This is a genomic window from Hyalangium gracile (genome assembly GCF_020103725.1).
Lineage (GTDB): Bacteria > Myxococcota > Myxococcia > Myxococcales > Myxococcaceae > Hyalangium > Hyalangium gracile.
In genome coordinates this window covers 112702-127837 of sequence record NZ_JAHXBG010000003.1, presented here as the reverse complement: position 1 = coordinate 127837, position 15136 = coordinate 112702, and the positions used below count along the sequence as shown (strand labels likewise).

The window sequence follows — 15136 nt, the reverse complement described above, 5'->3', positions numbered from 1 at the left end:
TGGATGCGGGGGCTGCTCGCCCGGACGCTCCGTCCTCGCCGTGGCCAGGACGGCCGCGGAGGATAGAACAGAGCCCGTCTGGAGTCCTCAGCGCTCCGGTGCTCGGATGTTCCAGGAGAGCACTCGTCCGTCCAGCCCCAGCGCGAAGACCTGGTCTCCGAGCACCACTGGCGTCGACCGCAGCGCCGTGTCCGTACGCACCGAGAAGACGGGCGCTCCTCCCTGTCTCCGCAGGGCGAGCAGCAGACCTTCACGCCCGCTCGTAGGCACGATCAGGTGCTCGCCGTGCACGGCCACCTGCGTCACGAGCGTGGAGGGCAGGTCGATCCCCGAGAGGCGCCTTCCATCCGCCGGGGAGATCGCCAGCAGCTGCGGCGGCTCGGTGCCCACCCAGAGCACTCCCTGGACGTAGGTCGGCGGACTGGTCAGCACAGGCGCCGGCGTCTGCTCCCACCGAGGCGAGCCGTCCTCCACGCCCAGTGCGGCCACTCGCCCGTTGCGCATGGACACGTACAGCGTGTCTCCCTCCCGCGCCATGCCCAGCACCTGCGTCATCGGTCGCCGCCAGCGGAGCTTGCCATCCTCCGTGGAGAGCCCCACGAGCCCCGCCTCCCCCTGCGGCACCACCAGCACCCCTCCCGACAACACCGGCGCCGGCAGCCGCTGGCTCGGGTCGATGAGAGACTCCTCGGCCTTCGGCGCGGGACGCCTCCAGCGCACCTGCCCCGTGTCCAGCGCGTGCGCTCGCACCGCCCCGTCCTGTCCCAGCACGTACACGGAGGCCTCGTCAGAGACGAGCGCCGTGAGCACCGGCGGCTCCCCAGTGAGGCGCCAGCGGTCCGCCCCGTCCGCCAGCCCCAGCCGGGCCAGCTCCCCTCCCACCGTCCCGGCGATGACGCTGTCACCCACCACCGTGGGCCGCGCCGCCACCTCCTGGCCGAACTTCACCCTCCACACCTGCTCTCCGCGCCGGTTCAGCCGCACCAGCGCGCCTGCCTCGTTGCCCACCAGGACGCCGTCCTCCAGCGCCACCATCCCCGCTCGGGAGGATGCGTCCGTGGAGAAGGTGAACACCGGCTCCGTGGCCCGCTGGCATGCCGCCGTCCCTGTCACCAGGAGCACGAGCAGCAGGCGGGTACATGGACAGGCGCGCGGCAGCATGGTTTAGGGACGCATCTTCCGACCCGCACGAGGGTTGGCAAGCAAGGAACCGCGATCATGGCCTCCATTCGAGACGACGAGCTCCCCAGCGCTACCGGGATTCCCTCCGCGGCCCGGCGAACCGACATCTCCCCACCCCCGGCCATCGAAGTGACGGAAGAGCTGCTCCACGCTCTGCCCAAGACGGACCTCCACTGCCACCTGGATGGGTCCATGCGGCTGAAGACCATCCTCGAGCTGGCCGAGCAGCAGAAGGTGAAGCTGCCCGCGGACACCGTGGACGGTCTGGCCCAGGCCATCCACATGGGGCAGATGTGCAAGAACCTCGAGGAGTACCTGGTGGCGTTCGACGTCACCCTCTCCGTGCTCCAGACGGCCGAGGCGCTCTTCCGCTCCGCCTATGAGCTGGCCGTGGACGCCGCAGCCGAGAACGTGCGCTACCTGGAGGTCCGCTACTCGCCCGCGCTGCACCTGCAGAAGGGCCTGAAGATGACCACCGTCATCGACTCGGTGCTCGAGGGCCTGCGCGCCGCCAAGCGCGAGACGGGCATCAAGTGCGGCGTCATCGTCTGCGGCATCCGCCACATCAACCCCCAGACGTCCATGCGCCTGGCCGAGCTGAGCGTGGCGTACAAGAACCGCGGCGTCATCGGATTCGATCTCGCCGGCGCCGAGGCGAGCTTCCCCGCCAAGGACCACAAGGACGCCTTCCAGCTCATCCTCAAGAACAACGTCAACTGCACCGCGCACGCGGGCGAGGCCTTCGGCCCCGAGTCCATCTCCCAGGCCATCCACTACCTGGGCGCCCACCGCATCGGCCACGGCACCCGGCTGCGCGAGGACGGCGATCTGCTCAACTACGTGAACGATCACCGCATCCCGCTGGAGGTGTGCCCCAGCTCCAACGTGCAGACGGGCGCGGTGACGAGCCTCTCCGCCCACCCGCTCAAGTTCTACTTCGACTACGGCCTCCGGGTGACCATCAACACCGACAACCGGCTCATCACCGACACCACGGTGACCAAGGAGCTGTGGCTGGCTCACAAGGAGCTGGGTCTGGCGCTGGAGGATCTCACCACCGTCATCGTCTCCGGCTTCAAGAGCGCCTTCCTGCCGTTCCGCGAGAAGCAGGACATGCTGCGCGCCGTGAACCAGGAGATCGCCACCACGCTCGCCGCCTTCGAGAAGCGTCCCACCGCGGTGAAGAAGCCGGCCTGAGTTCCCCGCCCGGCGGGCTCGCGGGTCCATATATAAGGAGGCGGTTCTCACCGTAGGAGGGGGAGCGCTCATATGGACCTGGAGCTCGCTGGCAAGGTGGTGCTCGTGACGGGTGGCTCGGATGGACTCGGAGCCGCCGTGTGCAATCGGCTCGTCTGGGAGGGTGCGCGCGTCGCGCTGTGCGCCCGGAACCTGCGCCGGCTGGAGGCCACCGCCGACACCCTGCGCGCCCAGGGCGGTGAGGTGCTCGCCCTGCCCGCGGATGTGTCTCGCGCCGAGGACCTGGAGCGCTTCGTCAAGGCCGCCCACGAGCGCTGGGGCCGCGTGGATGGCCTGGTGAACAACGCCGGCTCCGCCTCCGCCAAGCCCTTCCTCTCCGTCACCGAGCAGGAGTGGGAGGAGGACTTCCAGCTCAAGGTGTTCGCCGCGATGCGCACCGTGCGCCTCACGGTGCCTCACCTGCGCGCGGCCGGCGGTGGCTCCATCGTCAACGTGCTCTCCATCAAGGCCAAGGAGCCCGGGAAGAACACCACGCCTTCCTCCGTGTCCCGGGCCGCCGGCATGTCCCTGACAAAGGTGCTCTCCAAGGAGCTGGGCGCGGATGGCATCCGCGTCAACGCCGTGCTCGTGGGGATGATCCAGAGCGGGCAGTGGAATCGCCGGGCCGAGGCCTCGGGCAAGCCCGTGGACGAGTTCTATGCCGAGCGGAGCCGGGAGGCCGGCGTGCCGCTCGGGCGCATTGGCCGGAGCGAGGAGTTCGCCGATGTAGTGGCCTTCCTGCTCTCGGCGCGCGCGTCCTATGTCACCGGCACGGCCATCAACGTGGATGGAGGCCTGTCCGGAGTGGTGTGAGCCGTGCGGTGGGCTCGGAATCCAGGGGGGATTCCGAGCCCCGCGCCGCTTCAGCTCCGGGCCCTGCGCCCCGAGGCCACGAGCGCCAGGAGCAGCATCCCCAGCGCGAGGGCTCCCGAGGTACCGCTAGAGCTCGCGCCGCAGCCGCAGCCCTCGGACGGCTCGGAGGGGCCGTCTCCCGTGGAGACCTGGAAGGCGAAGCGTGACTCGCCGCCGTCCCCGTCGATGACCTTGGTGATGACGGTGGCCAGCCCGTCCTGCGAGGGCGTCCAGGTGAAGGCGCCATCGGGAGTCAGCGAGCCCTCTCCGGTGACCAGCTCCCAGCGGAGCGGATCGCTGGCGCCCGCCGCATCCGAGCCCGAGAGCTGGACCGAGACCTGCTGGCCGGCGGTGGCCGACAGCTTCTCCTGCGGCAGCGGGACGGGGAGCGTGTTGTGGACGAGCACGCTCCGCGAGGCCACCTGACGGGTGCTGCTTCCATCCGTGGCCGTCACCTTCAGCGTGAAGCTCCCATTATCGGCCCAGGTGTGCGAGGCGGTGGCGCCGGTGGCGGCGGGCGTGCCGTCTCCGAAGTCCCAGGTGTACGTGGTCCCGGACTGCGGATCGCTGATGCCGAAGGACAAGGCGGAGCCCTCGACACCGACGATGGGGGCCGTGGCGGGAGCGTCCGCCGCGAGCAGGATGGGGGCAGCGGCGCGCACCCGCACGCGGAGCACCGTGGAGGCCTCCTCCGTCGCCGTGGAGGCCTTGAGCTTGACCTCGTAGGTGCCCGGAGCCGCGAAGGCATGGACCGGCAGATCCTCCTGGGACGTCTGGCCGTCGCCGAAGTCCCACTGGAGCGCGATGTCCGCCCCCGCCGCGTCCACGGCGTTGGCGTAGAAGCGCACCTGCTGGCCCTGCGCCGGACGCAGGGTGTCCACCGCCGCGCTGACCGTGAGCGAGCGCTCCTCCACGGTGAGCTGCACCTCGGCCGAGGAGATCGCCTTGCCGTCGCTCACCGAGTAGGTGAACCGAGTGGTGCCACGGAAGCTCGCAGGCGCCGTATAGAGGATGTCCGGCGGAGTGCCGGTGAGCTTGCCCGCCTCGGGGTGGGACACGATGGCGAAGGTGAGCTCCTCTCCGTCCACGTCGCTTCCATCCAGCGCGATGGCCGTCGGGCTGCCCGCCGCGACGGTGAGCGTCTGCGCCAGCGCGACCGGGAGGTCATTGTTCTCCGTGACGGTCAGCGAGATGGTGGTGGCGGGCGACGTCGCCTGCCCGTCCGAGGCCGTGAAGGTGAAGCTGTCAGGCCCGGCGTAGTTCGGCGCGGGGGTGTAGGTGAGGTCGGGCGGGGTGCCCGTCAGCGTGCCGTGGCTGGGGCTGGACACCAGGGCGAAGGTGACCGGGCTTCCTTCCGGATCCACGGCGGTGAGGGTGATGGCCTTGGCCGTGTCCTCCCTCGTGCTGAGCGACTGGGCCGTGGTGACGGGCGCGTCGTTCACCGGGGTGATGGTGATGGAGACGGTGGCGGGCGCCGCGGTGGCCTGACCGTCCGTCACCGTGAAGGTGAGGCTGTCCGAGCCGGAGTAGTTCAGCGCCGGCGTGTACGTCAGGTTGGGCGGAGTGCCCTTCAGCGTGCCGTGCGCGGGCGGAACCGTGACCGTGAAGAAGAGGATGTCTCCGTCCTCGTCCGCGCCGTTGAGCGTGATGCCCACGGGAGTGTCCTCCACCGTCGTGACCGAGCTGCTCGAGGAGGTGGGGGTGGCGTTCACCGAGGCTACGAAGATGGAGATGGTCCCCGGGGCGGAGGGCGCCATGCCGTCCGAGGCGGTGAAGGTGAAGCTGTCCGCGCCGTGGTAGCCCAGCTCGGGCATATAGGTGAGGTTGGGCGGAGTGCCTGTCAGCGTGCCGTGCGAGGGCTGCGTGGCCACGGCGAAGGTGATCGCATCTCCCTCCGCGTCCGTGCCCGAGAGCGTGAGCGTGAGCGCCGTGTCCTCCGGCGTGTTCAGCGAGCGGGAGTTCGCCACGGGCGCGTCGTTCACGGGCGTGACCGTGATGGAGACCGTGGCCGGAGCGGACCTCCTCGTGCCATCGGAGGCCGTGAAGGTGAAGCTGTCCGGCCCGACGTAGTTCGGCGCGGGGGTGTAGGTGAGGTTGGGCGGGGTGCCCGTCAGCGCGCCGTGCGCGGGCAGCGAGGCGATGGCGAACGTCAGCGGCTCTCCCTCCGCATCCGAGGCCACCAAGGTGACGGGAAGCGGCGTGTCCTCCGGAGTGCTCAGCGAGCCAGGCGAGGCCACCGGGACGTCATTCACCGGGCTGATGGAGAGCGAGACGGTGGCCGGGGCCGAGGTCGCCACGCCATCGGAGGCCGTGAAGGTGAAGCTGTCGGGACCGAAGTAGTTCGCCTCAGGAGTGTAGGTGACGTTGGGCGGGGTGCCCGTCAGCGCGCCGTGCGCGGGCGGCGTGACAATGGCGAAGGTGAGCGGATCTCCGTCCACATCCGCGCCCGACAGCGTGATGGGGATGGGCGTGTCCTCCGGACCATTCAGCGAGCGGGCCATGGCCGTTGGCGGATCGTTCACCGGCGTCACCGTGATGGAGACCGTCCCCGGAGCGGACGTCCCCGTGCTGTCGGAGACCGCGAAGGTGAAGCTGTCCGGCCCGGAGTAGTTGGCCGCGGGCGTGTAGGTGACGTTGGGCGGGGTGCCCGTCAGCGTGCCGTGGCTGGGGCCCGACACCACCGTGAAGGTCACGGGGTCGTTCTCTGGATCCGAGCCGGACAGGACGATCGCCTTCGCCGTCTCCTCCGGGGTGGTGACGGACTGCGCGGAGGCCACGGGGGTGTCGTTCACCGGGGTGATGGTGATGGAGACGGTGGCGGGAGCCGAGGTGGCCTGTCCGTCGGAGACCGTGAACGTGAAGCTGTCCGAGCCGTTGTAGTTCTGCCCGGGCACGTACGTGAGCTTCGGGGCCGTGCCCGTGAGCGCGCCGCGCGAGGGCGGCGTGACCACCGTATAGGAGAGCGTCGCGCCCTCGGGATCGCTGCCCGTGAGCTCCAGCGCGAGCGCCACGTCCTCCTCCGTGGAGATGCTCTGCGACTGCGCGGTGGGCGGGGTGTTGGTCGAGTCCCCCGGCGACAGCCGCCGTGCCTTCAGCCGCTGGACGTTGCTCCCCAGGGACGCGTCCGTCACCTGGTACACCGCGAGCAGGCCTTGCGTACCTCCGGAAGCGAGCGTGACCGAGGTCTCGTCCGCGGTGCCCGCCGAGAGGATGAAGCCCTCGCCGTCCAGGACCGCACCGGTACGGGAGACGCGCCCGGCGTACAGGTCCACGCCCGCGCCACCGCGCTCGTCCTGCCACGCGACGAGGAAGCTCGCTCCGTCGTACACGACCGAGGGCCGCTGCTGATGGCCCGGCGCGGAGGACACCGTGATGGGCGAGGAGTCGAGCGGTGTCCCCGCCGTCCGCACCCGCCGCGCGTACAGGTTCGAGCTGGGGAAGGACTGGTAGTCAGACCAGACCAGCAGGTAGTTCGTCCCGTCGAACGCCACCGCCGGATCGGCCTGGGCCTCGGTGCCTCCGGCGAGCAGCACTCCCGTCGCGTCGAGCACCGCGCCTGCTCGCGTCACCCGCGCGCCATAGACGTCCGCGGTCGAGTTGTTCCTCCAGTCGTTCCACACCACCAGGTAGTTGGTGCCATCGAAGGCCAGTGCCGGCGTGGCCTGGTCGCTCGCGTCCGTGCTGATCCCGACGAAGGCCGTGTCGAGCACCGTGCCCGTCCTGCTGACCCGCGTGCCGTAGATGTCTCGGGCGGCGCTGGTGCCGGCGTCGGCCCAGACGACCAGGTAGTTGTTGCCATCGAAGGCCACCGCCGGGTGCTCCTGCGGGCTGAAGCGCTGGCAGAGCGGCAGGCCGTTGGCATCCAGCACCGTTCCGCTCGGGCTCACCCGCGCCGCGAAGATGTCGCTCGAGGGGCCGTTGCGCGTGTCCTCCCAGACGACCAGGTAGTTGTTGCCATCGAAGGCCACCGCCGGGTTGCGCTGGTGGCCGGTCGAGCCGGAGATGAGCAGGCCCGTGGCATCCAGCACCGTGCCGCTCGCGCTGACTCGCACGCCGTAGAGATCGAACCCGCTGCCGCGGTTGTCCTGCCAGACGACCAGGTAGTTGGTGCCATCGAAGGCCACCGCCGGGCTCGTCTCGCTGTTGGTGGCGAGGCTGATCGTGACACCGCTCGGGTCCAGCACCGTGCCGTCCGCGCTCACGCGAGTGCCGACGATGTCGAGCGTCCGCGCGTCGCCCCAGGTGACGAGGGGGGTGGTGCCGTTGCTCGCCACCGCCACCGTGGACTGCTCGCCCGGCGCCACCATCAGCGGCAGGCCCGCCGCATCCTGCACCACCCCCGCCGAATTGAGCCGGGCGGCGTAGACGTCGTTGGAGCCCGAGCGGAGATCCTGCCAGGCCAGCAGGTACTGGGTGCCCTGGCGCGTGAGCGCGGGCTGGGTCTGGTTGGACGCGAGCGCGAAGAGCGGCAGCCCGGCGGAGTCCAGCACGGTGCCGTTGAGCGCCACCCGAGCGCCGAAGAGGTCGGTGCCCGTGGAGGCGTTGCGGTAGTCCTCCCAGACGACGAGGTAGGAGGTGCCGTTGAACTCCACCGTGGGGTTGGCCTGGAGCTGCGGCGTCGTGCTGATGGCGATGCCCGTCGAGTCGAGCAGGGTGCCCGCCGACGAGATGCGCGCTCCATAGATGTCTCCCTGTCCCGCGCGCTCGTCCTGCCAGACCGCCAGGAAGTTCGTGCCATCGAAGGCCAGCGCGGGCGCCAGCTGGTTCCCGGTCGCGCTCGACACGAGCAGCGGGCTGCCCAGGGGCGTGCCCGCGGGGCTGACGCGCAGGCCATTGAGGTTGGTGAGCCCGTTGAAGCCGGTCTTCTCCTCCCAGACCACGAGGTAGTTCATGCCGTCGAAGGCCACCGCCGGGGCGCGCATCTGCAGCGTGAAGACCGTGGAGGTGGCGAGCGGCAGACCGCTGGGTTCCAGCACCGAGCCGGCGGGGCTCACCCGGGCCCCGTAGATGTCATTGCCGCTGCCGCGCCGGCCGTCGCTCCAGACGACCAGGTAGTTCGTGCCGTCGAAGGCCACCGCCGGAGCCTGCTGCGCGTTGATCGCCGTGCTGATGGCGATGCCGAGCGCATCCAGGACCGCTCCGTCCTGGCTCACGCGGGCGCCGTAGATGTCCACGTCACCGCCGCGGTCGTCCGTCCAGACCACGAGGTAGTCCGTGCCGTTGGAGGCCACCGCGGGCGCGGTCTGGCTTCCACCGCCCGGAGCCGTCACCGGCGTGTCCAGCCCGAACTCCGGAGAGATGGTGGGCGCCAGCATGGCCGGGAAGCTCGCGCTGGCCAGCACCTCGGTCGGGACCTGGAACTCCACGCCCTCCGCGACCGCGCGAGCGCGGATCTCCCGCTGCTGTCCGGAGGCATCCGTCCAGGTGGCATGGCTGTAGCGGACGCCCAGCCCCGAAGCGTCCGCGAAGTGCACGCCCCGAACCGTCTCTCCCGCGAGACGGAGCCCGCGGACCGGCACCCGGAGGAGCAGGTCTCCCTGGCCCTGGGGCTGACGGGTGAAGCGCCAGCGCTGCTCGATGCCGTCCTCGCCGTTCTGGAGGTGCTCCTCCACCGCGCCTCGCGCCAGGGTGAGCGCGCCTTCCCGCGAGACGGAGCCACCCTTGGCGGTGCTGTCCAACCCGACTCCGCCGCGCGAGAGGACCGCCGCGCCAAAGGTGACCGGAGCCCCCGTGAGGAGCCCGGTCGGCGGGGCGTGGCGGGGAGTGAAGGTGAGGCCTGCCTCGGTGACCCGTGCGGACCACGTGCTGTGCCCGGCGGTCCAGGTGTCGCCCTCCTGCCGATAGGCGAAGTGGACCCGGTGGAGGACCGAGCCGAGATCGAACGGAGCGCCCGTGGCATCGGAGGAGACGCGGGGGGGCGGAGTCCGGGTGGCGGGAGGAGAGGCCGGCTCGCGGCAGGCGGCTCCGAGCGATAGGAGGGCTGCGAGCAGGAGGGATCGGGTCGACGGAGAGGGGCTCAAGACAGGCTCGGCAGGGACTGAGAGGGGGCCAGACCATGTCACGCGAGAGCAGGTGGGCGTAAGTGGCTCTTGAGGAGGGAGGGGGGTAGGGGGATCGCCGGGAGGCGTGACCAGGCGTGCAGGCTGGGTGAGAGGGGGCAGTGCCCTCGCCGCCAATTGGCTAGATTGTGCGCCATGAGCAACCCCTCCCGCCCTCGCAAGGGGCTCCTGGCCCGTGGCCTCAAGCTCGTCGGACGCCTGACCAGCCCGGAGACCCGCTCCGGCCGGGTCTTCTCCAAGGCCGAGCGCGGCCTCACCAAGGTGACCTCGAAGCTGGGAGAGAGCCCCACCTGGCTGCGCATCAGCGGTGGTGTCATGCGTCAGGGGTTCAACCTGCGCATCCGCCGCCACGCCCTGCAGGAGCGGGTGCTCCAGGCGCTGCGCCTGCCCGCGGTCTCCGACATGGAGACCATGCGCGATCAGGTGCGCCGCCTGAGCCACCAGGTGGAGGCGCTCGGCTCGCAGCTCGAGATGGCCGTGGAGCTGCTCGAGCGCCAGGAGCGGACCTCCCGGGGCTCCGACTCGCTCCAGGAGTCTCCTCCGCCCGAGCCCGTCACCCGCCGACACGGCAGCTGAGCCTCTCGAGATCGCCCCATGTCGAGCACCTTCCAGCGCTTCCGCTCCTTCGTCTCGGGCCAGGTCGAGCTGTCCCGATCGCTCGCGCAGGTCGTCCAGGAGCGGCCCCTCAACCCCTATCCGTACCTGCGGCCCATCATCGAGAAGGCCTCCGGCGTGCGCGAGCCGCCCATCAGCCCCACTCCGCACTCGGTCGTCTATACGCGCGGCAGCATGCGCCTGCTGCGCTACTCCGCGCCCCACCGCCGCTGGCGCACCCCCATCCTCTTCGCCTACTCGCTCATCAATCGCTGGTACATCCTGGACTTCCTGCCCGGCCGCAGCCTCATCGAGTACCTCACCCGCGCCGGCTTCGACGTCTACGCCATCGACTGGGGCGTGCCCGGGCCGGACGAGCAGCACCTGTCCTGGGCGGACCTGCTGGGAGATCTCGTCCGCCAGGCCGTGCGGTGGACGCTGCGCGCCAGCGGCAGCGAGGAGCTGACGCTCTACGGCTACTGCATGGGCGGCACGCTCGCCCTGGCCTACGCCAGCCTCTACCCCCAGGGGGTGCGCAACTTCGTGGCGCAGGCCACCCCCGTGGACTTCAGCCAGGGCGGTGTGTACGCGCTGTGGACGCAGCCGGACCACTTCGACGTGGACTCGCTCGTGGATGCCTACGGCAACGTGCCCTCGCGCGTGCTGGAGAGTGGCTTCCTCATGGCCGCCCCCGTCCAGCGCATGACGCGGTGGCTGGACGTGTGCCGCCACATCGACGAGCCCGAGTACGTCACCACGTTCCTCGCCATGGAGCGCTGGGGCGCCGACGCCGTCCCGTTCCCGGGCGAGGTCTACCGCCAGTACATCAAGGACTGCTACCAGCAGAACCTCTTCTGCCAGGGCCGCATGGAGGTGGGGGGCGAGCGCGTGGACCTGCGCCGCATCCGCGCCTCACTGCTCAACGTCATCGCCGAGCAGGACACCATCGCCCTGCCGCCCATGAGCGAGCCGTTGCCCGGGCTGGTGGGCTCCCAGGACGCCCAGACGCTGCGCTTCCCCGTGGGCCACATCGGCCTGTCGGCCTCGAGCAAGAGCCCCACCAAGGTGTGGCCCGCCATCTCGGAGTGGATTGCCGCTCGCTCGCGGCCGATGGAGTCCTGACGCGATATGAAGATGCCGATGATGCCGCCGCGCGAAGGCTCCATCCGCCTCAAGGACGGACGCAGGCTCGCCTTCGTCGAGTCGGGAGATCCCTCGGGCGCGCCGATCTTCTTCCTCCATGGCAACCCGGGCTCGCGCTACATGCGGCACCCGGATGACAGCCTCACGTATCGCCTGGGCGTGCGGCTCATCACCCCGGACCGGCCGGGGTATGGCCTCTCCGACTACCAGCCCGAGCGCACGCTGCTGGACTGCCCCGCGGACCTCGAGCAGCTCGCCAACATGCTGGGGCTGGGGCGCTTCGCCCTCTTCGGCGTGTCCGCGGGGGGGCCCTACGCCGCGGCCTGTGCCTGGCGCCTGGGCGAGCGGGTGACTCGCGCGGCCATCGTCTCGGGAGCGGCGCCGTTCGACAGGCCCGGAGCCATGAAGGGCGTCAACCGCGACTACCGCAACGCGTACACGCTGGCCGCCTGGCCCGAGTGGCTGCTCCACCCCATCATGGCCCTGCATGATCGATCGGTGCGCAGCAACCCCCGGCGCGCGCTCGCGGGAGTCATGGCGCACTGCTCGCCCGATGACCGGGCCACGCTGTCGAATCCGGCCATCGCCGCCCAGGTGCAGGGCTGGCGCATGGAGGCCACCCGGCAGGGCGTGCGGGGCATGCGGCGCGAGGCCCACATCCTCGTCTCGCCCTGGGGCTTCCGGCTGGAGGAGATCCGCCCGGAGGTGCACCTCTGGTACTGGGAGGCAGACAGCATCGTCCCGCCGCAGATGGGCCGCTACCTGGCCTCTCGCATCCCTCGGACGGTGCAGCACTTCCTCCCCGGTGGGGGGCACTTCTCGATCTTCACCCACTGGAAGGAGATCCTCACGCCGCTCGCTCGGCCCGAGTGACAGCAGGGCTCCGATGACCCGCTACCGGGCCACGGTGCGGCGCGGGACGAAGAAGAGCAGTCGCCCCTTCTGCTTCATCATCCCTGCGGCCAGCTCGGCGTCGGGCCCGCGTCCCCAGAAGACGTCCACCCGTCCTGCGCCCTTGATGGCGCCGCCCGTGTCCTGGTTGAGCACGAACCGGGACAGGGGCCTCCACGCCACCGTCCCGTCGGGCTGCCGCACGGGGCGCTCGGTCTGCAGGAACGCCAGCGCGCCGCGCGGGAAGAGCTTCGCGTCCGTGGCGATGGAGCGCCCCGTGGTCACCGGCCTGCCCAGCGAGCCCACCGCGCTGCTCTCCAGGAAGCGGAAGAAGACGTAGGACTCGTTGAAGTCGAGCACGCGGTTGCACTGCCGCGGGTTCGCCGCGAGCCACGCGCGCAGGGCCTGCATCGACATGGCCTCGCGCGGGATGGCGCCCTCCTGGATGAGCAGCGAGCCGATGCTGCGGTAGGGCCTCCCGTTCGAGCTGGCATAGCCGATGCGCCGCTCCGTGCCGTCCGGCAGCCGGAGCGTGCCGCTGCCCTGCACCTCCACGAAGAAGAGCGCCACTGGATCCTTCGCCCACGCCAGCTCCAGCCCCTGGCCACTCAGCTTCCCACCCCGGATCTCCCCCCGGCTCCAGTAGGGCACCAGCCTCCGCCCGTCGAGCCGCCCGAAGACGCGCTCGGCCTTGAAGCGCTCGGCGAAGGGCTCCAGGGGGACCTCGATCAGATCCTTCGGCGCCCCGTAGATGGGCGTGGCGTACTCCTCGGTCCGGGTGAGGCTCGCCTCGATCGAGGGCTCGTAGTAGCCCGTGAAGAGCACCAGGCCGTCCTCGCCTCCGGCGGCCTCCAGCGGCTCGAACACCTCGAGGATTCGCGTCGTGAGCTCCGCGGAGGTGAGGCCATCGGTGATGCGCGAGCGCAGGTGCTCCAGGGCGGCGCGCAGCTCGCGGGCCGTCACCGTCCGGGGGCCGAAGACGAAGCGCTCATCCGCCGAGCGGGTGTTCAGCCACGTCAGGCTCTCCGCGATTGCCGTTTTTAGCGCCTCGGGCTCGCCATCATCCCGGAGCTCCATCAGCCGGGACGGCTCGCGCAGGGCCTCCTCCGGCCTGGTGGCCGGCGTCCAGGGCCGTGGGCAGCCCGTCGCGAGGAAGCAGGCCGCCAGCAGGAACACGAGACGCATGCAGCGCGAGGTCATGGCTTACTGCCCGGACTCCGTCTTCTGGAACATGGCCTGGATCCGCTCCATGTTCATGCCCACGCCCAGTCCCAGGGCGAAAGTCAGCAGCACGAGGATCAGCGTCCCCAGCTTCGAGCCACCCGAGCTCCGGCTCTTGTTGGCCTGGGCCCCTTGCGCCTGCGAGCCCTGCGCCTGCGTCGGCTCCGGATCATCCGGGACCTGCACCATGATCTTGATGCCGCCGTAGAACAGGGTCTCCACCAGCTCGTTGAGGAATCGGTCGTACTCCTCCTCGGTGATGTCCAGGGCCTGGGGGTAGCGGGCGTTGTGCCGCTTCACCACGACGCCATGGCTGCGGAGCTGGGCCTCCTTCTTGGCCACGTCCACCCAGCCGCAGACGACCGCGGGAGCCGACTCCAGGTTCGCCACGAGCGAGATGGGCTGCCGGGCATGGAGGCCACCGGCGGTGCTGGGACCGTCCGGCTCGTCGATCTTCAGCCGGTAGGGCGCGGCGCCATAGCTGCGGCGCGCGAACGTCGCCTTGACGAGGTCGGCGACCATCGCCGCCTTGTTCGAGAACGTCGTCCGGAGCTCCTCTCCCGGCGGAGTCGCCCCCGCGGGAATGGGCTGGGTCGCCGGCACGAGGTGCGGCGCCGTGACGAGGGGAGTCAGGACGGGAGGCGGCGGTGGGACGTAGTTGGGCGCCGTGAAGACGGGGCTCGGGGCCGGCGGCGGCGGGGGGACGTAGCCGGGCTGGGTGACGACCGGGACGATGGGCGCCTGGGGAATGTAGTGGGGCTCCGTGTTGATGGGGACCAGGACCGGGGGCCCGCTCGGAGGCGACACGAGGGCCTGCGAAGGGCCCGAGGTGATGGGGGGCAGCGACTGGGCGCGGGTGGGGACCGCGGCCGCGTCCTCTTCTCCCGAGTCCCAGGGCAGGGGGGATTCCCGCGTCAGCGAGGGACCGGAGCCGGACTTCCGAGCGCTGCTCCGCCCCGCATCGTCCGAGGGCTGCACCGCCGGGCGCATCCCTGTCTTACGAGGGATGTTCCGCGTCGCGTCGTCCGGATCCTGCAGGGCAGGGCGGGTGCCGGTCTTGCGGGGGATGTTCCGCGTCGCGTCGTCGGTGTCCTCCTCCAACGCAGGGCGGCTGCTGGTCCTGCGAGGGATGTTCCGCGTCGCGTCGTCGGTGTCCTCCTCCAGCGCGGGGCGGCTGCTGGTCCTGCGGGGGATGTTCCGCGTCGCATCGTCGGTGTCCTCCTCCTGCGCGGGGCGGGAGGTGGTCTTGCGAGGGATGGGACGGGTCGAGTCGTCCGGATCCTGCACGGCCGGGCGAGTCCCGGTCTTGCGAGGGATGGGACGGGTCGAGTCGTCTGGATCCCTCGGGGCGGGGCGGGCTCCAGCGTTGAGGGGAATGTTCCGCGTCGCCTCGTCCGGCCCCTGGACGTCGGGATCGTCCGAGTAGGGAACGGGAGCCACCTTCCGAGGGATGGGCGGCGTCGCGTCATCCACCTCCTCGTCCCAGTCGGCCTGAGGGGGGGCGGTGTTGGGGAGCAGCCGTGTCGAGTCCCGCTCTTCGTCCCACGTGGGAGGCTCGGGAGGCAGCTCCGCTGCTCCCTCGTCCTCCTCCTCGGGAGGCCGGACACGAGTCTCCTCGGTGGATAGCACCGGGGGTAGAGAACCCCTCTGCTTGGTCGCCATGGGCAGTTCCTCCCACATCGTGCAATGGACCCACCCCTGGGTCCAGTGGCCACGGTCGGGGACGGGTGCCTTTCTACCCTTGAAAGCCCATTCTGGCGCGAATCCAACGATGTCCGTCCGGAAGGGAGGCAGCCGGTCGGCCCTTGGAAGCACCCCTGGGCTCGCGAGGGAGGAGGGCCGGGGCTGTCAGCGGCGCATGGGAGCCGGCGTCCGGGGCGCTCGAAGGACGGCCTCGCGCCGTCCCGCGACCGCGGCTGCTGACCCGAGGTCCCTCACTCCATCGTTCACGTCCCCTC

9 protein-coding genes are annotated in these 15136 nt (G+C 70.7%); 5 read left to right on the top strand and 4 right to left on the bottom strand.

Annotation, left to right across the window (positions count from 1 at the left end; genetic code table 11):
* Nucleotides 1-87 precede the first annotated feature (87 nt).
* Nucleotides 88-1161, bottom strand: a complete 1074-nt coding sequence (locus tag KY572_RS07110) for an outer membrane protein assembly factor BamB family protein (protein ID WP_224241659.1) — start codon at nt 1159-1161, stop codon at nt 88-90.
* 57 nt (nt 1162-1218) lie between these two features.
* On the opposite strand from KY572_RS07110, the gene add reads away from it, so the two are divergent.
* Nucleotides 1219-2379 (top strand): adenosine deaminase, encoded by a 1161-nt coding sequence (gene add / locus KY572_RS07105; protein WP_224241658.1) that lies wholly within the window; start codon nt 1219-1221, stop codon nt 2377-2379.
* Between the two features lie 72 nt (nt 2380-2451).
* Complete coding sequence (locus KY572_RS07100) at nt 2452-3231, top strand: SDR family oxidoreductase (RefSeq protein ID WP_224241657.1); 780 nt, start codon at nt 2452-2454, stop codon at nt 3229-3231.
* A gap of 50 nt (nt 3232-3281) precedes the next feature.
* Here KY572_RS07100 and KY572_RS07095 read toward each other — a convergent pair whose 3' ends face one another.
* Entirely contained in the window at nt 3282-9290 is a 6009-nt protein-coding gene (locus KY572_RS07095; protein ID WP_224241656.1) for an Ig-like domain-containing protein, read from the bottom strand.
* Nucleotides 9291-9464: 174 nt separating this feature from the next.
* Between KY572_RS07095 and KY572_RS07090 the strand changes: the two genes are divergently transcribed.
* From KY572_RS07090 to KY572_RS07080, 3 genes are read left to right on the top strand one after another with little or no spacing between them, the layout of a single operon-like run.
* Nucleotides 9465-9905, top strand: coding sequence for a hypothetical protein (locus KY572_RS07090; RefSeq protein ID WP_224241654.1), 441 nt, complete (start codon nt 9465-9467; stop codon nt 9903-9905).
* Nucleotides 9906-9923: 18 nt separating this feature from the next.
* Nucleotides 9924-11045, top strand: a complete 1122-nt coding sequence (locus tag KY572_RS07085) for an alpha/beta fold hydrolase (RefSeq protein WP_224241653.1) — start codon at nt 9924-9926, stop codon at nt 11043-11045.
* A gap of 6 nt (nt 11046-11051) precedes the next feature.
* Entirely contained in the window at nt 11052-11939 is an 888-nt protein-coding gene (locus KY572_RS07080; RefSeq protein ID WP_224241652.1) for an alpha/beta fold hydrolase, read from the top strand.
* Between the two features lie 21 nt (nt 11940-11960).
* Here the strand turns inward: KY572_RS07080 and mltA are convergent, their stop codons facing one another.
* Nucleotides 11961-13157, bottom strand: a complete 1197-nt coding sequence (gene mltA, locus KY572_RS07075; protein WP_224241651.1) for a murein transglycosylase A — start codon at nt 13155-13157, stop codon at nt 11961-11963.
* A 3-nt stretch (nt 13158-13160) separates the two neighbouring features.
* Complete coding sequence (locus tag KY572_RS07070) at nt 13161-14840, bottom strand: hypothetical protein (RefSeq protein WP_224241650.1); 1680 nt, start codon at nt 14838-14840, stop codon at nt 13161-13163.
* Nucleotides 14841-15136 lie beyond the last annotated feature (296 nt).